The sequence below is a fragment of the Herbiconiux sp. L3-i23 genome (assembly GCF_023734115.1).
GTDB lineage: Bacteria > Actinomycetota > Actinomycetes > Actinomycetales > Microbacteriaceae > Naasia.
This window is the reverse complement of sequence record NZ_AP025737.1, coordinates 1,587,766-1,606,090: the sequence shown is the minus strand read 5'-3', so window position 1 is coordinate 1,606,090 and position 18,325 is coordinate 1,587,766. Positions and strand designations below refer to the sequence as shown.

Genomic DNA, 18,325 nt, shown 5'->3' with positions numbered 1-18,325 from the left:
CGATGTCGGAGGGTCGACCTAGACTTTTCGGGTGCCGATTTCCCCCGTTCCCGGTCCCAAGCTCAGCGTGCGCGGAGCACGCGTCCACAACCTCCGCGACGTCGACCTCGAGATCCCGCGCGACTCGCTCGTCGTGTTCACCGGGCTCTCCGGATCGGGCAAGTCGAGCCTCGCGTTCGACACCATCTTCGCCGAGGGGCAGCGTCGCTACGTCGAATCGCTGTCCGCGTACGCCCGGCAGTTCCTCGGCCAGGTCGACCGCCCCGACGTCGACTTCATCGAGGGTCTGAGCCCCGCGGTCTCGATCGACCAGAAGTCGACCAACCGCAACCCGCGCTCCACGGTCGGCACCATCACCGAGATCTACGACTACATGCGTCTGCTGTGGGCGCGCGTCGGCGTGCCGCACTGTCCGATCTGCGGCGAGGTCATCTCGCGGCAGACGGTGCAGCAGATCGCCGACCAGCTGATGGAGCTCGAGACGGGCACCCGATACCAGGTGACGGCGCCGGTCGTGCAGCAGCGCAAGGGCGAGTTCGTCGACCTCTTCAAGGAGCTCGCGGCGAAGGGCTTCTCCCGCGCCATGGTCGACGGCGAGATGGCGCAGCTGAGCGACCCGCCGACCCTGAAGAAGCAGTACAAGCACGACATCGCGGTCGTCGTCGACCGCCTCGTCGCCTCCGACGACCTCCTCACCCGTCTCACCGATTCGCTCGAGACGGCGCTCCGTCTCACCGACGGGATCGTGCAGATCAACTTCGTCGACCGTGAGGGCGACACCGCGTGGCAGACGTTCAGCGAGAAGCTGTCCTGCCCGAACCAGCACCCGATTCAGCTCACCGAGATCGAACCGCGCACCTTCTCGTTCAACGCCCCGTTCGGCGCGTGCCCCGAATGCTCCGGCCTCGGCACCCGCATGGCGGTCGACGCCGACCTGCTGCTCGGCGACCCCGACCTGAGCATCAAGGACGGCGTCATCATCCCCTGGACCAGCCAGGGCAAGGGGCTCTACAACTACTACGAGCGCCTCCTCAAGGGGCTCGCGAAGGACCTCGGCTTCAGCCTCAGCACGCCGTGGAACAAGCTCGCCCCCGAAGCGCAGGAGGCGGTCCTGCGGGGCAACAACTTCGAGGTGCACGTGCGGTGGAAGAACCGCTTCGGCCGCGAGGTCACCTACTCGCAGGGCTTCGAGGGCGTGATCCCGTACCTCGAGCGCAACTACATGCAGGCCGAGTCCGACACGCAGCGGGCGCGGTGGGCCGAGTACCTGCGCGAGGTGCCGTGCGCGGTCTGCCACGGCAAGCGTCTCAAGCCCGAGGTGCTCGCGGTCCGCGTCGACGGCAGGAGCATCGCCGAGGTCGCCGACCTGAGCCTCTCGGACGCGAGCGAGTTCGTGAACGGGCTCACGCTCAACGAGCGCGACGTGAAGATCGCCGCACAGGTGCTGCGTGAGATCCGGGTGCGCCTCGAGTTCCTGCTGGAGGTGGGACTCACCTATCTGACGCTCAGCCGTTCGGCGGGATCGTTGTCCGGAGGCGAGGCTCAGCGCATCCGCCTCGCGACCCAGATCGGTTCGGGGCTCACCGGCGTGCTCTACGTGCTCGACGAGCCGAGCATCGGTCTGCACCAGCGCGACAACCGTCGGCTCATCGACACGCTCGTCAAACTGCGCGATCTCGGCAACACCCTCATTGTCGTCGAGCACGACGAGGACACCATCCGCACCGCCGACTGGATCGTCGACATCGGCCCCGGCGCCGGCGAGGGCGGTGGCAAGGTCGTCCACTCGGGCGGCTACGACACGCTGCTCACCAACACCGAGTCCGTGACGGGCGACTACCTCTCCGGCCGGCGCGCGATCGAGACGCCGAAGAAGCGCCGCAAGATCGACAGGAAGCGCATGCTGACCGTCGTCGGTGCGCAGGCGAACAACCTGAAGAACGTGTCGGCCGAGTTCCCGCTCGGAGTCTTCACCTCCGTGACCGGTGTCAGCGGCTCGGGCAAGAGCACGCTCGTGAACGACATCCTCTACCGGGTGCTCGCCAACCGGTTGAACGGGGCGCGCAAGGTCGCGGGCAAGCACACCAGGGTGACCGGCGTCGACAACCTCGACAAGGTGGTGCACGTCGACCAGGCGCCGATCGGACGCACCCCGCGATCGAATCCCGCCACCTACACGGGCGTGTTCGACCGCATCCGCACCCTGTTCAGCGAGACCATCGAGGCGAAGTCGCGCGGCTATCAGCCGGGCCGATTCAGCTTCAACGTCAAGGGCGGCCGCTGCGAGAACTGCCAGGGCGACGGCACGATCAAGATCGAGATGAACTTCCTTCCCGACGTTTACGTCGTCTGCGAGGTGTGCCAGGGCGCCCGCTACAACCGCGACACCCTCGCCGTGCACTACAAGGGCAAGAACATCGCCGAGGTCCTCGACATGCCGATCTCCGAGGCCGCCGAGTTCTTCGAGCCGATCTCCGCGATCCACCGCTACCTCAAGACCCTCGTCGACGTCGGCCTCGGCTACGTCCGCCTCGGTCAGAGCGCCACGACGCTCTCCGGTGGCGAGGCGCAGCGCGTGAAGCTGGCGACCGAACTGCAGCGGCGCTCCAACGGACGCACCGTCTACGTGCTCGACGAGCCGACGACGGGACTGCACTTCGAGGACGTGCAGAAGCTGCTGATGGTGCTCAACTCGCTCGTCGAGAAGGGCAACACGGTCATCTGCATCGAGCACAACCTCGACGTGATCAAGTCGTCCGACTGGATCGTCGACATGGGTCCCGAAGGCGGGTCCGGTGGCGGCACCGTCGTCGCGAGCGGCACACCGGAGAAGATCGCGGGCATCGAGGAGAGCCACACCGGTCGCTTCCTCGCCGAGATCCTCTACGGCGAGGCCCGGTCGCTCTCGCGCGCATCGTAGCCTGGCGTCGATGGCAACACGCACATCGCCGACGGTCCCGTACCGTCCGAAGGCGGGGGAGATCCCGACCGAGCCCGGCGTCTACCGATTCCAGGACGCAACCGGGCGGGTGCTCTACGTCGGCAAGGCGAAGAACCTGCGGGCACGGCTCAGCAACTACTTCGCGCCGCTGCACACCCTGCACGAGCGCACCCGGCACATGGTCACCCACGCATCGAGCGTGCAGTGGACGGTGGTCGGCTCCGACTTCGAGGCGCTGCAGCTCGAGTACACGTGGATCAAGGAGTTCGCTCCGCCGTACAACGTCAAGTTCCGCGACGACAAGACCTACCCGTACATGGTGGTGACCCTCGGAGACGAGGCGCCGCGGGTGATGGTGACCCGTAACCGCAAGATCCCGGGGGCCCGCTACTTCGGCCCGTATCCGAAGATCTGGGCCGTCCGCGAGACGATCGATCAGATGGTGCGCGCGTTCCCGATCCGCACCTGCTCCGACTCGAGCTACAAGCGGGCGATGGAGACGGGCAGGCCCTGCTTCCCGGGCCAGATCGGCCGGTGCGGGGGGCCCTGCTCGATGAAGGTCTCGGTGGGGGAGCACCGCCGCATCGTCGACCAGTTCGTCGCGTTCATGGCCAACCCCGACCCGCGGATGATCAGCCGGTTGCAGGCGGAGATGAAGGCGGCGTCCGCCGATCTCGACTTCGAACGCGCCGCCGTGCTGCGCGACCGTCTCGCCGCCCTCGAGAACGTGCTCGAGTCGAGCGCCGTCGTGCTCTCCGACGCTGTCGACGCCGACGTCTTCGGCATCGAGCACGACGAGCTCGCCGCGGCCGTGCAGCAGTTCCGGGTGCGGGGTGGACGGGTGCGCGGTGTCCGCTCCTGGGTCGTCGACAAGGAGCTCGACATCGGCCTGCCCGACCTCGTCGACTCGGTGCTGCAGAGCGCGTACGACGGCGGTGAGCCGCCGCCGCGCGAGATCATCGTTCCGGAGCTCCCCGACGACGCCGACGCGCTCGAGCAGCTGCTCTCCGAGATCCGCGGTCGGGGGAGCGTCAAGCTGCGTGCGGCGCAGCGCGGCGAGAAGGCGGCCCTGCTGCAGACGGCGACGATCAACGCCAAGCAGGCACTCGGGCTCTACAAGACCCGGCGCAGCGCCGACTACGTCGCCCGCAGCCAGGCGCTCACCGATCTGCAGGAGGCGCTCGAGCTCGATGAGGCTCCACTGCGGATGGAGTGCTACGACGTCTCGCATCTGTCGGGCACCAACATCGTCGCGTCGATGGTCGTCTTCGAGGACGGGCTGCCGAAGAAGGACCAGTACCGCCGGTTCAACGTCGCCGACTCGACCGACGACACCGAATCGCTCTATCAGGTGCTCTCGAGGCGACTGTCCTATCTCGACAAGCCCGACTCCGAGGAGGCCGAGCTCGAGGCCCTCGTCGGCATCGACCCGGTCGAGACCCTTGGCGACGACGGCGACGAATCGGCCGACGACGAACTGCGCGAACTGGAGGAGGAGCTCGCCCAGGCGCCGAAGAAGCCGGGCAAGTTCTCCTACCGTCCCAACCTGCTGATCGTCGACGGCGGACAGCCGCAGGTGCAGGCGGCCGCGCGGGCGCTGCGCGACTCGGGAGTCACCGGCATCCAGATCTGCGGCATCGCGAAGCGGCTCGAAGAGGTGTGGCTGCCCGACACCGATTACCCGATCATCCTTCCCCGCAACAGCGAAGCGCTGTTCATGATCCAACGCATCCGCGACGAGGCCCACCGGTTCGCGATCACCCACCAGCGCGCACGGCGCGGGCGGGACATCACGAGCGTCCTCGGCGAGATCCCCGGGCTCGGACCGGCCAGGGTCCGGGAGCTGCTGCGTCACTTCGGGTCGGTCGCGAAGCTGAAGAAGGCGAGTGTCGAGGAGATCACAGCGGTGAAGGGCGTCGGCCTGGTGACGGCGCAGACGGTCCACGAGCGGCTCCGCGCTCGATAGGCTTGAGGCTCCGGTGAGAGGGGATGACCAGAGCCGATGAGCGACCGACCCGCGCCACCCGCGGCGCCGACCACCGCCGACGAGTCCTCCGGCCAGTCCGTGCTCGTCGTCACCGGCATGTCCGGCGCGGGCCGTACGACGGCGGGCAATGCGCTCGAGGACGTCGGCTGGTACGTCGTCGACAACCTGCCGCCGCAGATGCTCATCCCGTTGATCGACGTCGCGGAGCACGCCGGCGACAGCCTCCCCAAGGTGGCCGTCATCGTCGACGTCCGAGGGGGTGCGCGCTTCTCCGAGATCGACGAGCTGGTGCGCGGTCTGCGCTCCCGCACGCCCATCCGGGTGCTCTTCCTCGACGCGAGCGACAGCGCCCTCGTGCGGCGCTTCGAGCAGGTGCGCCGGCCGCATCCGCTCCAGGGCGGCGGCACGCTCCTCGACGGGATCACCGCCGAACGCACGCGCACCTCGCAGATGCGCGCGATGGCCGACATCGTCGTCGACACCTCCGAGCTCAACGTGCACCAGCTCGCCTCGACGATAACGGAGCTGTTCGGCGAGGCCGACGAACCGGCCGTCCGCGTGACGCTCGCGAGTTTCGGGCACAAATACGGGGTGCCGACCGATGCCGACATCGTGGCCGACGCCCGCTTCCTGCCGAATCCCTACTGGATCCCCGAGCTGCGGCCGGGATCCGGTCTCGACAGCGATGTCAGCGAGTACGTGTTCGCTCAAGAGGGTGCGATGGAGTTCGTCGACCGGTTCGCCGCGATGCTCGAGCCGGTGCTCGCCGGATACTCGCGCGAGAACAAGCGCCACGCCACGATCGCCGTCGGCTGCACCGGAGGTCGACACCGTTCGGTCGCCATCATCGAGGAGCTCGCCCGGCGACTCGGCTCGTTGCCAGGTGTGGGTGTCACCGTCAAGCATCGGGACCTCGGCCGGGAGTGACACCCTTCAGCAGGATGTAAGACTGGAGGTTCACGATTGAGGCGCTGGAGGACGAGCAGTTGGCACTGACCGCGGACGTCAAGGACGAACTCGCAAAGATCGATGTGGGTAAAACCACCGTGCGAGCGGCGGAATTGGCGACGATCCTCCGATTCGCCGGAGGTCTGCACCTGATCTCGGGGCGTATCGCGGTGGAGTCCGAGCTCGATTCGGTGCAGCTCGCCAAGCGCGTCCGCAAGGATCTCGCCGAGTTGTACGGCGTCCGCGGCGACGTGGCCGTCATCTCGGCCTCGGGAACGCGTCGCACCAATTCGTACGTCGTCCGTGTCATCGACGGCGGTGAGACTCTCGCCCGACAGACGGGTCTGCTCGACGCACGGCGTCGACCGATCCGCGGGCTGCCGAACCGACTCACGACGGGGTCGCTCGACGACCTCGAGGCCATCTGGCGGGGCGCGTTCCTCGCCCGCGGCACGCTCACCGACCCGGGTCGCTCGGCCGCCCTCGAGGTCATGTGCCCGGGCAACGAGACCGCGATGGCGCTCGTCGGAGCCGCCAGCCGGCTCCGCGTGCCGGCGAAGGCCCGCGAGGTGCGCGGTGTGCACCGCGTCGTCATCCGCGACGGCGAGGCGATCGGCGACATGCTCGAGCGCATGGGCGCCCGTGCCAGCCGCCGCAACTGGGAGGAGATGCGCCAGCGCCGCGAGGTGCGCGCCACGGCCAATCGCCTCGTCAACTTCGATGACGCGAACCTCCGTCGATCGGCGCAGGCCGCCGTCGCCGCCTGCGCCCGGGTGGAGCGTGCGCTCGAGATCCTCGGGCCGACGATCCCCGACCATCTGAAGTACGCGGGCGAGCTGCGCCTCGCGCACCGCGACGCGAGCCTCGACGAGCTCGGCCACCACGCCGATCCTCCGATGACGAAGGACGCCGTCGCCGGCCGTATCCGCCGCCTGCTGGCGATGGCCGACAAGAAGGCCGCTGACCAGGGGATCCCCGGCACCGAGGCAAATCTCCCCGCCGACCTCGACTGACGCGGACCGCCCGGCGGCGCTCATTGTCAGGCAACCCGAGGGTTCTCTGAGGGAATACCGCACGTTCTCCGCGGGTCCATAGACTGAAAGAGCACACCCAGGGGCGCTCGTTCGAGCGCCTGCCGGGCCGAGACGGAAGAAGAAGGACTCTATGGCTGAGTACACCTTGCCGGCGTTGCCGTACGACTACGCGGCACTCGAACCGCACATCAGCGCGCAGATCATGGAGCTGCACCACAGCAAGCACCACCAGACCTACGTGACCGGCGCCAACACTGCGCTCGCTCAGATCGCCGAAGCCCGCGACTCGGGCAACCTCGCGAACATCAACAAGCTGTCGAAGGACCTCGCGTTCAACCTCGGCGGTCACGTCAACCACTCGATCTTCTGGACGAACCTGACCCCCGACAGCCAGGGTCGCCCCGAGGGCGAGGTCGCCGCGGCGATCGACGACGCGTTCGGCGACTTCGACAAGTTCCAGGCGCAGTTCACGGCCGTCGCGCTCGGCGTCCAGGGCTCCGGTTGGGCGCTCCTCGCCTGGGACAGCATCGGCGAGCAGCTCGTCATCGAGCAGCTCTTCGACCAGCAGGGCAACGTGCCCGCGGCGACGATCCCGGTCCTGATGCTCGACGTCTGGGAGCACGCCTACTACCTCGATTACAAAAACGTCCGCGCCGACTACGTGAAGGCGTTCTGGAACATCGTGAACTGGCAGAACGTGGGCGAGCGTCTCGCCGCCGCCCGCCAGGGGACCAAGGGCCTGATCGTCCTCCCGTAGAGGGCTAGGCTCTTTACCGGCGCGGAGAGCCGACAGAGGCTCCCGCGCCGGTAACCAACATCAACATCACCCATACACGGCGCCGCGCGGCGCCCAGTTCTCAGGAGACTTTCGTTGGCAGTACGTGTCGGCATCAACGGATTCGGTCGCATCGGCCGCAACTACTTCCGGGCGGCCCTCGCCAAGGGCAGTGAGCTCGAGATCGTCGCGGTCAACGACCTCACCGACAACGCGGCGCTCGCTCACCTGCTCAAGTACGACTCGATCACCGGCCGTCTCGACGCCACCGTCGAACTCGAGGGCGACACGATCGTCGTCAACGGCAAGGCCATCAAGGTCCTCGCCGAGCGCGACCCCGCGAACCTCGGCTGGGGCGACCTGGGCGTCGACATCGTCATCGAGTCCACCGGTCGCTTCACCAAGGCCGCCGACGCCCGCAAGCACATCGAGGCCGGCGCGAAGAAGGTCATCATCTCGGCCCCCGCGACCGACGAGGACGCCACCTTCGTCATGGGCATCAACAACCAGGACTACAACCCCGAGACCGACAACATCATCTCGAACGCGTCCTGCACCACGAACTGCCTCGCGCCCCTCGCCAAGGTATTCAACGACAAGTTCGGCATCGAGCGCGGCCTCATGACCACGGTCCACGCGTACACCGCCGACCAGAACCTCCAGGACGGCCCGCACAGCGACCTCCGCCGCGCCCGCGCCGCCGCCGTCAACATCGTCCCCACCAGCACCGGCGCCGCGAAGGCCATCGGCCTCGTGCTGCCCGAGCTCAAGGGCAAGCTCGACGGCTTCGCGCTGCGCGTCCCCGTGCCCACCGGCTCCATCACCGACCTCACCGTCGTGACGAACAGCACGGTCTCGGTCGCCGAGGTCAATGCGGCGTACAAGGAGGCGGCCGAGGGCTACCTCGACGGATACCTCAAGTACACCGAGGACCCGATCGTCTCCAGCGACATCGTGAGCGACCCGCACTCGTCGATCTTCGACGCCGGCCTGACCCGCGTCCTCGGCAACGAGGTCAAGATCTCGGCCTGGTACGACAACGAGTGGGGCTACTCCAACCGTCTCGTGGACCTCACCGAGTACGTCGCCGAGCGTCTCTGAGTTCGATGACCCTCCGCACGATCGACACCCTCGGAGACCTCGAGGGCAAGCGGGTCGTGGTGCGCGTCGATTTCAACGTCCCCCTGAAGGACGGCGAGATCACCGATGACGGGCGCATCCGCGCCGCGCTGCCCACGATCGACCTGCTGCTCCGGAAGGGCGCCACGGTCATCGCCTGCTCGCACCTCGGCCGCCCCGACGGGGAACCGAACCCGAAGTACAGCCTCGCCCCGGTCGCCCAGCGGCTGAGCGAGCTGCTCGGCGCGCCGGTGACCTTCGTGGAGACGCCCCCGGCGGACATCTCCTCGGTGGAGGGCGACGTCGTCCTGCTCGAGAACCTGCGCTTCGACCCGCGCGAGACGAGCAAGGATGCGGGCGAGCGCGCCTCGTTCGCATCCGAGCTCGCCGCCCTCGGCGACGTCATGGTCTCCGACGGATTCGGGGTCGTGCACCGCAAGCAGGCGAGCGTCTACGAGCTGGCGGAGGCGCTTCCGAGCGCCGCCGGCACCCTGATCGCCTCCGAGCTGGAGGTGCTCGACCGGCTCACCGAGACGCCCGAGAAGCCGTACGCGGTCGTGCTCGGCGGATCGAAGGTCAGCGACAAGCTCGGGGTCATCGACCACCTGCTGCCGCGGGTCGACTCGCTGCTGATCGGTGGCGGGATGCTGTTCACCTTCCTCGCCGCTCAGGGCCACAAGGTCGGCGCGAGCCTCCTCGAGGCCGACCAGCTCGACCGGGTGCGCGAGTACATCGCTCGTGCGGAGGAGCTCGGGGTCGACTTGATCGTCCCGACCGACGTGGTCGTGGCCTCGAAGTTCGCCGCCGACGCCGAGCACGAGGTGCGCCCGGCCGACGACATCGAGGGCGGCGCGTTCGGTGCCGCAGGCATCGGTCTCGACATCGGTCCCGAGACATCCGCCCGGTTCGCCGAGGTCGTCGCCGCGTCGAGAACCGTGTTCTGGAACGGGCCGATGGGCGTGTTCGAGTTCGATGCGTTCGCGGCGGGTACGAAGGCGGTCGCGCAGGCGCTCACCGAGGTCGACGGGCTCTCGGTCGTCGGCGGGGGAGACTCCGCCGCCGCGGTCCGCGCCCTCGGGTTCGACGACGACCGGTTCGGGCACATCTCGACCGGTGGAGGCGCGAGCCTCGAATTCCTCGAAGGCAAGAAGCTCCCCGGACTGGAGGTCCTCGGATGGCAGGGCAAGTGAACCGAGTCCCGCTCATCGCGGGCAACTGGAAGATGAACCTCGATCACCTGCAGGCGATCGCGTTCGTGCAGAAGCTCGCGTGGACTCTGAAGGACGCCGGACACGACTACGGCGAGACCGAGGTCGCACTCTTCCCGCCGTTCACCGACCTCCGGTCGGTGCAGACCCTCGTCGCCGCGGACAAGTACCAGCTCGCCTACGGCGGGCAGGACCTGTCGGCCCACGACTCGGGCGCGTACACCGGTGAGATCTCAGGAGCGTTCCTGTCGTCGCTCGACGCGAAGTACGTGATCATCGGTCACTCCGAGCGTCGCAGCTACCACGGCGAGACCGACGAGATCGTCGCCGCCAAGGTGCAGGCCGCCCTGCGGCATGGGCTCGTCCCGGTGATCTGCGTCGGCGAGACGGCCGAAGACCTCGAAGCGCACGGCCCGAGCGCGGTGCCCGTCGCCCAGCTGCGGGTCGCACTCGAGGGCGTCCCCGCGGACGCTGACATCGTCGTCGCCTACGAGCCGGTCTGGGCGATCGGCTCCGGTCAGGCCGCGACACCCGAGCAGGCGCAACAGGTGGCCGGAGCGATCCGCGCCCTCCTCGCCGAGATCCTGTCCGCCGAGACGGCCGCCGCGACCCGCATCCTCTACGGCGGATCGGTGAAGTCCGGCAACATCGCCGGCTTCCTGCGCGAGCAGGACGTCGACGGGGCGCTCGTCGGCGGGGCGAGCCTCGATCTCGCCGAGTTCTCGAGCATCGTCCGGTTCAAGAAGCACGTCGGAGCGTAAGCCACGCCGCTCGCGCCGCGATTCGTCGCGGCGCGAGCATCCGACCCTGTCTATACTTCTCTAGGTCCGCTCCCTGCGGACAAGGCGACGAAAGGCTTCGCGTGGAGATCCTCCAGGTTGTGCTGCAGGTGCTGCTCGGCATCACCAGCCTGCTGCTGACCATGCTCATCCTGCTGCACCGCGGACGCGGCGGCGGGCTGTCCGACATGTTCGGCGGCGGCGTGACATCCAACCTCGGTGCCTCCGGCGTGGCCGAACGCAACCTGAACCGCATCACGGTGATCCTCGGCCTGGTGTGGGTGGCGTGCATCGTCGTCCTCGGTCTGATCACCCGGTTCGACTCCGGGGTCTGACACCCTCATCCCCGTGCGGCCCGTAGCCGCAATGCAGAATCGAGGCAGTAATGGCTTCAGGTGGTAGCGCCATCCGTGGATCCCGCGTCGGCGCGGGCCCCATGGGCGAGCAGGATCACGGCTTCCACGCCGACCGCGTCGCGGTCTCCTACTGGGACGCTCTCGGCAACGAGACCGTCCGGTACTTCGCGGCGAACGTGCCCGACGAGGAGATCCCGCAGACGATCGACTCCCCGTCGAGCGGCCTCCCCGCCGGCCGCGACAAGGACAACCCTCCGGCTGTCGGCAAGACAGAGCCGTACAAGACCCATCTCGCCTACGTGAAGGAACGTCGCACCGAAGAGGAAGCAGAGCAGCTCCTCGACGAGGCGCTCACCGCCCTCCGCGTCCGCCGCGGGAAGATTCAGGCGTAGCTCGAGGCTTCCGCGAATCGAAGGCTCGAGCGGAGCCTGAAGATCGAGTAAGGCCGCCCGCGGCCGCACCGAGATCTCCGGGTTCCTCTCGGTCGAACCGGTGTCTGCTGGCGCTCTCGATACGCTCGTTCCTCGCCACTCGAGCCTTGGCCCACCGCGCACGCTTGCGCGGGGGACTCGGTGCGCTTCGCTTACTCGACGACCGGGATTGCGAGTCACGCCCTCCGCATCGCTTCGCTCAACAAGCGGGACTTGACCCGGTCGTCGAGTAGCGACGAAGGAGCGTATCGAGACGGGTCGCGTAAGCGAGGCGCATCGAGACCACGGCGCGCGCTCTCGATACGCTCGTTCCTCGCTACTCGAGCCGTCTCGATACGGGCTTCGCCCTACTCGACGACCGGGTGGAGGCCGGTGCCGTTCGTATCGCGTCGCTCAACGAGCGGGGCCCTATCGCGGTCGTCGAGTAGCGACGAAGGAGCGTATCGAGACGGGTCGAGTAAGCGCAGCGCATCGAGACCACAGCAGTGCGCTCTCGGTACGCTCGTTCCTCGCTACTCGAGTCTGGGCCCCCGCGCACGCTTGGGCGGGGGACTCGATACGGGCCTGGCGGCCCTACTCGACGACCGGGGTCCGAGTCATGCCCTTCGTATCGCTGCGCTCAACGAGCGAGCCGTTAACGCAAGAAGGGCCGGCACTTTCGAGCCGGCCCTTCCTCGCGATTTTCGCGTCAGTACGTGGAGGCGATGAGGTTCTCGGGGACCTGGGCGGCGGCCGCCTGGTCGACGAAGAACACGGTGCGCTTGCGTCCCTGCACACCCGCGACCGGCACCTCGTTCGGCGACGCGCCCGCCAGGGCGAGGCCGAGGGCCGGCGCCTTGTCTGCGCCGGCGAGCGACATCCAGATGCGGTCGGACGAGTTGATCACCGGCAGCGTCAGGCTGAGACGCTCGGGCGGCGGCTTCGGCGAGTTGAGCACCGGCACCACAGTCTTGCTGGTGGCACGGGCGATGTCCCGCTCGGGGAACAGCGACGCGATGTGTCCGTCGGGGCCGACACCGAGGAACGTGATGTCGAACCGCGGGTGCTCGGCCCCCTCGGGCGCGAAGCGGCGCAGCTCGTCGGCGTACGCGACAGCGGCCTCGTCGATGTCGGGGATCTCGTCGCTCGCCGGCAGCCGGTGGATGTGCTCCGCCGGGATGGTCAGCGAATCGAGGAAGCCGGCGGCCTGGGTGTCGTTCCGGTCGGGATGACCGGCCGGGACGAAACGCTCGTCACCCCACCACAGGTGCACGCGCGACCAGTCGACGGTGTCGCGTGCGGGGGACTGACGGACCGCCTCGAGGATGGCCCCGCCGACGGTGCCGCCGGTCAGCACGACATGCGCCTCGTCGAACTCGTCGAGCAGGTCGATCATCTTCGTGATGAAGCGGGCCGCCACCGACCCGACGAGTGCTTCGCTGTCGGCGTGGACGAGTACTCGACGTTCGTTTGTCACGCCTCAGAGCCTACCGGGCTGGAGCTGGGAGACTCGATCGCCTCGTCCATGGGCCCGTGCAGGCGGGCGAGCCCCACGCGGAGCACCTTGCCGTACAGGTCGTCGGGGTCGAGACGGCGCAGCTCCTCGGCCAGGCAGTCGCGGAGGCTGCGGCGGGGGAGTGAGATGTCGTGCACCGGCTGATTCGGCTGGGTCAGCGTCGCCACGTTGCCCTCGGGCCGGTTCAGTTCGATGACGCCGGAGCGACGGACCAGCTTGACGCCGTGGATACCGCTCGACCCGGTCGCCCGGTCGGACACTTCGTGCGCGACGGGCACATCGAGCTGCAGCCCGAGCCACGCGGCGAGCAGGGCGGTCGACGGGGAGTCGGCGGCGCCGTGGACCTCGACGCCGATGATCGGCTCGTAGGGCGGCTGGTCGAGCACGGCGGCGAGCTGGGCGCGCCACAGGGTGAGGCGGGTCCACGCGAAGTCGGTGTCGCCGGGCGCGTAGGTGCGGGCGAGGTGGCGCAGGTAGCCGAGTGGCTCGGGCTGCGCGGACGCGTCGGTGATGCGCCGCTGGGCGATCGCGCCGATCGATGCCGTCGAGGCGATGCTCGGCGCGCTGCCCGGCCACCAGGCGACGACCGGCGCGTCGGGGAGCAGCAGACCCGTGACGAGGCTCTCCTCATCGGTGGCGGCAGCGCCGAGGGCACGAAGGACGATGACCTCGCTCGCTCCCGCGTCGCCGCCGACGCGGATCTGGGCGTCGACTCGGGCCGGCGCATCGGTGTCGATGCCGTCGGCCGCATGGGCGACCACGATGACGCGCATCGGGTGCTCGCGAGACGCGTCGTTCGCAGCCTCGATGGCCTCCTCGACACCGTCGAACTCGGTGTCGATCACGAGGGTGAGGACGCGGCCGAGCGCGACGGCGCCACCCTCTTCGCGGATCTTCACCAGGGTCTTGGAGATCCCGGCGGTGGTGGTGTTGGGCAGATCGACGATCACGGGCGCCTCCAGACTCGTCCGTCACGGGCCATCAGCGCATCGGCCGACGACGGTCCCCAGGTACCGGGGCGGTATTGCTCGGGCTGACCCTGCGTCGCCCAGAACTCCTCGATCGGGTCGAGGATCTTCCAGGAGAGCTCAACCTCCTCGTGGCGGGGGAACAGCGGCGGGTCGCCGAGGAGGACGTCGAGGATCAGGCGCTCGTACGCCTCGGGGCTCGCCTCGGTGAACGCGTGGCCGTAGCCGAAGTCCATCGTGACGTCGCGCACCTGCATCCCGGCGCCCGGCACCTTCGATCCGAACCGGATCGTGACGCCCTCGTCGGGCTGCACGCGGATGACGAGCGCGTTCTGTCCGAGGGTCGCCGTCTGGCTCTCCTCGAACAGGTACTGCGGCGCCCGCTTGAACATGACGGCGATCTCGGTGACCCGTCGTCCGAGACGCTTGCCGGCGCGCAGGTAGAACGGCACCCCGGACCAGCGGCGGGTGGCGATGTCGAGTCGCATGGCCGCGTACGTCTCGGTCAGCGATTCGGGGTTCATTCCCTCCTCGTCGAGGAAGCCGCTGACCTTCTCGCCGCCCTGCCAGCCGCCGGAGTACTGGCCGCGGGCCGTCGACAGCGCGAGGTCGTCGGGAAGACGCACCGCCGAGAGCACCTTCTCCTTCTCGGCGCGCAGGTCGCGCGCGTCGAACGAGACGGGCTCCTCCATGGCGGTGAGAGCGAGCAGCTGCAGCAGGTGGTTCTGGATGACGTCGCGGGCGGCGCCGATCCCGTCGTAGTAGCCAGCACGCCCGCCGACGCCGATGTCCTCGGCCATCGTGATCTGCACGTGGTCGACGTAGTTGGCGTTCCAGATGGGCTCGTAGAGCTGGTTCGCGAAGCGGAGGGCCAGGATGTTCTGGACGGTCTCCTTGCCGAGGTAGTGGTCGATGCGGAAGACCGAATCGGCGGGGAAGACGGACTCGACGACCGCGTTGAGCTCGCGGGCGGTCTTCAGGTCGCTGCCGAAGGGCTTCTCGATGACGACGCGACGCCAGGTGCCGTCCTTCTGCTCGGCGAGGCCCGAGCGACGCAGCTGCTCGGTCACGATAGGGAAGGACTTGGGCGGGATCGACAGGTAGAACGCGTGGTTGCCCATCGTGCCGCGCTCACGGTCGAGCGCCTCGATCGTGGACTTCAGCTCCTCGAACGCGGCGTCGTCGTCGAAGGTGCCCGACACGAAGCGGATGCCCTGGGCGAGCTGCTTCCAGACGTCCTCGTCGAAGGGCGTGCGGGCGTACTGCTTGACCGCCTCGTACACCACCTGCTCGAAGTCCTGGTCCTCCCAGTCGCGGCGGGCGAAGCCGACGAGGGCGAACCCGGGCGGCAGCAGTCCACGGTTGGCGAGGTCGTACACCGCGGGCATGAGCTTCTTGCGCGACAGGTCTCCCGTCACACCGAAGATCACGAGGGCGCTGGGGCCCGCGATGCGGTTGAGGCGCCTGTCGGAGGGCAGGCGGAGCGGATTGGATCCCGGCTTGATTTCTACCGGCAAGGGAACTCCTTCGAGAGGACCGTGCGAGGTCAGGACACGAACTGGTCGAGGAGCGCCGCCGTTGCCGCATCCGAGGTGAGGGTGAGTCGGAGCACGGGGCGACCGTGTTCCGCGAGGACGGCGGCGTCACCGGCGGCCTGCGCCGCGATGAGCTCGCCGAAGGTGAACGCGCGGCCGGGGATCGCGAGATCCTCGTCCGCGTCGGCCGTGATCTGCAGGAAGGCTCCGACGGCCGGGCCGCCCTTGTGGAACTGCCCCGTGGAGTGCAGGAACCGGGGCCCCCACCCGAAGGTCACCGGACGCTGCACCCGAGCGGCGAGCAGGTCGCGGAGGTCCGCGAGCTGCGGCTCCGCTACACGGTCGACGTACGCCTGGATGGACAGGTACCCGGTCGGTCCGACCTCGGCGAGCAGCCGCTCGACCGCACCGGCGACGGTCGAGACCCCGTCGACGAGGGCCGAATCGCCGCGGACCTCGATGCCTCCGTCGACGAATGCCGGGGGAGTGGCCTCGGGACGGGCGTCGAGCAGTCCGCGCGCCGCCTCCTTGGCCGACTCGACGTCGGGCTGATCGAACGGGTTGATGCCGAGCAGTCGGCCTGCGACGGCGACGGCGTACTCCCACACCAGCAGCGCGGAGCCCAGCGTGCCGCTCATGACGATCTCGCCGCGGGCGAGTTCGCGCTCGTGGCGCAGACGGGTCGCCTCACCCACGAGGCGGATGATCTGCACGTCGGCGAGCCCCTCCGTCACCTCGGGGGAATCGGGGTCGAGCACGACGGGGAGCAGCCCCTTGCCGTCCTTGCCCGTCGACTCGGCGATCAGCTGTTCGGCCCAATCGGCGAAACCGACGATGTGCGTGCCGTCCGCGACGATGCCCAGTTTGTCCTTGAGCGGCTGGGTGCCGGCGATGGCCGCCCCGAGCAGCAGCCCGGGGTTGTCGGGCTGGTCGGAGGCCAGGTAGACGAGTTCCGCCTCGGCCTCCTCGAGCAGTTCGGAGATGTCCGCTCCCGCGAGGCCCGACGGCACGAGTCCGAACGCGGTGAGAGCCGAGAACCGGCCACCCACGTTCGGGTCGGCGTTGAAGACGCGATAGCCGGCCTCACGAGCCGAGGTCTCGAGCGGCGAACCGGGATCGGTCACGACCACGATGCGCTCGGCCGGGTCGATGCCGGCGTCGGTGAACGCCTTCTCGTAGGCGCGGCGCTGGCTGTCGGTCTCGACGGTCGAGCCCGACTTCGACGACACGACGAGCACGGTGCGCTCGAGACGGTCGTCGAGGGCGGAGAGAACCTGACCAGGAGCGGTCGAGTCGAGCACGGTGAGCTCGACACCCGCGGTGCGGGTGATCACCTCGGGAGCGAGCGACGATCCGCCCATCCCCGCGAGGACCACGTGATCGACACCGCGACCGAGCAGGGTCGTGCGCAGCGCGAGGATGTCGTCGACGAGCGGACGCGACACCGACACGGCCTCGGTCCAGCCGAGCCGCTTCGACGCCTCGTCGATCGCCGCGTTCCCCCACAGGTCGGGGTCCTGGGCGGTGATGCCGGACGCCACCCGGTCGCCGACGAGCTGCGGAACGACGGCCTTGATGGCCCGTTCCGCAGCGCCGCCGGCTTCGATCCGAATGCTCAACGAGCGCCGTCCAGCGCGGTCTTCACCGTCTCGACGAGCTCGCCCCACGAGACGTTGAACTTGTCGACGCCTTCCTTCTCGAGCAGCTCGGTGACCTCGTCGAGGTCGATGCCGAACTGGGGGAGCGCCTCGAGCACGGCCTGCGCGTTGGCGTAGTTGGTGGTGACCTGGTCGCCTTCGATCACACCGTGGTCGAAGGTCGCCTCGAGCGTCTTGCCGGGCATCGTGTTGACGGTGTCGGCGACGGCGAGCTCGGTCACGTAGAGGGTGTCGGGCAGGCTCGGGTCCTTGACGCCGGTCGAGGCCCACAGCGGGCGCTGCTTGTTGGCGCCGGCGGCGAGCAGGGCCGCGGCGCGCTCCTCGGCGAAGACGGTCTCGAAGGCGCGGTAGGCGAGACGGGCGTTCGCGATGCCCGCCTTGCTCTTATGCGCCTTCGCCTCATCGGTGCCGACGGCGTCGAGGCGCTTGTCGATCTCGGTGTCGACGCGCGACACGAAGAACGAGGCGACCGAGTGGATGGTCGACAGGTCGATGCCGGCGGCTTTCGCCTTTTCGAGTCCGGCGAGGTAGGCGTCGACGACCTCGAGGTAGCGCTCGAGACCGAAGATCAGGGTCACGTTGACGCTGATGCCCGACGCGATCACCTCGGTGATGGCGGGGAGACCGGCCTTCGTCGCGGGGATCTTGATCATCGCGTTCGGCTGGTCGACCTTGGCCCACAGCGCCTTCGCGGCGGCGATGGTGCCGTCGGTGTCGTGGGCGAGACCCGGCTCGACCTCGATCGACACGCGGCCGTCGAAGCCGTTCGAGCCGTCGTAGATCGGGCGGAAGACCTTCGACGCAACGGCCACGTCGTCGGTGGTGATCTCGAAGATCGCCTTGTCGACGTCGACGCCCTCAGCGGCCAGCGAGCGCACCTGCTCGTCGTAGCGCTCGCCCTTGGCGAGAGCCGAGGCGAAGATCGTGGGGTTCGTGGTGACCCCGACGACGTTCTTCTCGGCGATCAGCTTCTCGAGCGAACCGGTTTGCAGCAGCTCGCGCGACAGGTCGTCGAGCCAGATGCTGACCCCGAGGGCCGACAGCTCGGCCGTGGGGGTGGTGTTCGTTTCGGTGTTCGTCATATTTCCTTC

Annotated in this window: 15 protein-coding genes; 10 read left to right on the top strand and 5 right to left on the bottom strand. The window is 68.6% G+C overall.

Annotated elements, in window-relative coordinates; genetic code table 11:
- The first annotated feature begins 31 nt into the window (after positions 1-31).
- The 10 genes from uvrA to NGH83_RS07515 all read left to right on the top strand — a co-directional run bounded on the left by uvrA (position 32) and on the right by NGH83_RS07515 (position 11,539).
- Positions 32-2,920: an excinuclease ABC subunit UvrA gene (uvrA, locus tag NGH83_RS07560; RefSeq protein ID WP_251855663.1), complete on the top strand. Its 2,889-nt coding sequence runs from the start codon at positions 32-34 to the stop codon at positions 2,918-2,920.
- 10 nt (positions 2,921-2,930) lie between these two features.
- The gene (uvrC, locus tag NGH83_RS07555) at positions 2,931-4,907 is read left to right on the top strand and encodes an excinuclease ABC subunit UvrC (protein WP_251855662.1); all 1,977 of its coding nucleotides are present in this window, start codon (positions 2,931-2,933) and stop codon (positions 4,905-4,907) included.
- A gap of 36 nt (positions 4,908-4,943) precedes the next feature.
- On the top strand, positions 4,944-5,855 hold the full coding sequence (gene rapZ / locus NGH83_RS07550; RefSeq protein ID WP_256470095.1) for an RNase adapter RapZ: 912 nt from the start codon (positions 4,944-4,946) through the stop codon (positions 5,853-5,855).
- A 59-nt stretch (positions 5,856-5,914) separates the two neighbouring features.
- A complete protein-coding gene (gene whiA / locus NGH83_RS07545) occupies positions 5,915-6,889 on the top strand; it encodes a DNA-binding protein WhiA (RefSeq protein WP_251855661.1) in 975 nt (324 codons plus the stop codon).
- Between the two features lie 151 nt (positions 6,890-7,040).
- Positions 7,041-7,667 carry a superoxide dismutase gene (locus NGH83_RS07540; protein WP_251855660.1) on the top strand — a complete coding sequence of 209 codons (627 nt, stop codon included), beginning with the start codon at positions 7,041-7,043 and terminating at the stop codon, positions 7,665-7,667.
- Positions 7,668-7,781: 114 nt separating this feature from the next.
- Positions 7,782-8,786 (top strand): type I glyceraldehyde-3-phosphate dehydrogenase, encoded by a 1,005-nt coding sequence (gene gap / locus NGH83_RS07535; protein WP_251855659.1) that lies wholly within the window; start codon positions 7,782-7,784, stop codon positions 8,784-8,786.
- Positions 8,787-8,791: 5 nt separating this feature from the next.
- Positions 8,792-9,994 (top strand): phosphoglycerate kinase, encoded by a 1,203-nt coding sequence (gene pgk, locus NGH83_RS07530; RefSeq protein WP_251855658.1) that lies wholly within the window; start codon positions 8,792-8,794, stop codon positions 9,992-9,994.
- Positions 9,979-10,773: a triose-phosphate isomerase gene (gene tpiA / locus NGH83_RS07525; protein WP_251855657.1), complete on the top strand. Its 795-nt coding sequence runs from the start codon at positions 9,979-9,981 to the stop codon at positions 10,771-10,773. Before pgk ends, tpiA begins: the two co-directional genes overlap by 16 nt.
- 101 nt (positions 10,774-10,874) lie before the next feature.
- Positions 10,875-11,126 (top strand): preprotein translocase subunit SecG, encoded by a 252-nt coding sequence (gene secG, locus NGH83_RS07520; RefSeq protein WP_251855656.1) that lies wholly within the window; start codon positions 10,875-10,877, stop codon positions 11,124-11,126.
- Positions 11,127-11,176: 50 nt separating this feature from the next.
- The gene (locus NGH83_RS07515) at positions 11,177-11,539 is read left to right on the top strand and encodes an RNA polymerase-binding protein RbpA (RefSeq protein ID WP_251855655.1); all 363 of its coding nucleotides are present in this window, start codon (positions 11,177-11,179) and stop codon (positions 11,537-11,539) included.
- Positions 11,540-12,266: 727 nt separating this feature from the next.
- Here NGH83_RS07515 and pgl read toward each other — a convergent pair.
- Genes pgl through tal form a run of 5 tightly spaced genes read right to left on the bottom strand, consistent with a single transcriptional unit; the run spans position 12,267 to position 18,316 of the window.
- Positions 12,267-13,034 (bottom strand): 6-phosphogluconolactonase, encoded by a 768-nt coding sequence (pgl, locus tag NGH83_RS07510; RefSeq protein WP_251855654.1) that lies wholly within the window; start codon positions 13,032-13,034, stop codon positions 12,267-12,269.
- On the bottom strand, positions 13,031-14,023 hold the full coding sequence (locus tag NGH83_RS07505; RefSeq protein ID WP_251855653.1) for a glucose-6-phosphate dehydrogenase assembly protein OpcA: 993 nt from the start codon (positions 14,021-14,023) through the stop codon (positions 13,031-13,033). Before NGH83_RS07505 ends, pgl begins: the two co-directional genes overlap by 4 nt.
- Positions 14,020-15,558 carry a glucose-6-phosphate dehydrogenase gene (gene zwf / locus NGH83_RS07500; protein WP_251855652.1) on the bottom strand — a complete coding sequence of 513 codons (1,539 nt, stop codon included), beginning with the start codon at positions 15,556-15,558 and terminating at the stop codon, positions 14,020-14,022. Before zwf ends, NGH83_RS07505 begins: the two co-directional genes overlap by 4 nt.
- A 29-nt stretch (positions 15,559-15,587) precedes the next feature.
- Complete coding sequence (locus NGH83_RS07495) at positions 15,588-17,195, bottom strand: glucose-6-phosphate isomerase (protein WP_251855651.1); 1,608 nt, start codon at positions 17,193-17,195, stop codon at positions 15,588-15,590.
- Complete coding sequence (gene tal, locus NGH83_RS07490; protein WP_251855650.1) at positions 17,192-18,316, bottom strand: transaldolase; 1,125 nt, start codon at positions 18,314-18,316, stop codon at positions 17,192-17,194. Before tal ends, NGH83_RS07495 begins: the two co-directional genes overlap by 4 nt.
- Positions 18,317-18,325: the final 9 nt, after the last annotated feature.

Excerpts from the sequence above, each read along its gene's own strand:
- uvrC (WP_251855662.1), top strand. The coding sequence starts at position 2,931 with ATGGCAACACGCACATCGCCGACGGTCCCGTACCGTCCGAAGGCGGGG.
- pgk (WP_251855658.1), top strand. The coding sequence starts at position 8,792 with ATGACCCTCCGCACGATCGACACCCTCGGAGACCTCGAGGGCAAGCGG.
- NGH83_RS07540 (WP_251855660.1), top strand. The coding sequence starts at position 7,041 with ATGGCTGAGTACACCTTGCCGGCGTTGCCGTACGACTACGCGGCACTC.
- rapZ (WP_256470095.1), top strand. The coding sequence starts at position 4,944 with ATGAGCGACCGACCCGCGCCACCCGCGGCGCCGACCACCGCCGACGAG.
- tpiA (WP_251855657.1), top strand. The coding sequence starts at position 9,979 with ATGGCAGGGCAAGTGAACCGAGTCCCGCTCATCGCGGGCAACTGGAAG.
- NGH83_RS07515 (WP_251855655.1), top strand. The coding sequence starts at position 11,177 with ATGGCTTCAGGTGGTAGCGCCATCCGTGGATCCCGCGTCGGCGCGGGC.
- tal (WP_251855650.1), bottom strand. The coding sequence starts at position 18,316 with ATGACGAACACCGAAACGAACACCACCCCCACGGCCGAGCTGTCGGCC.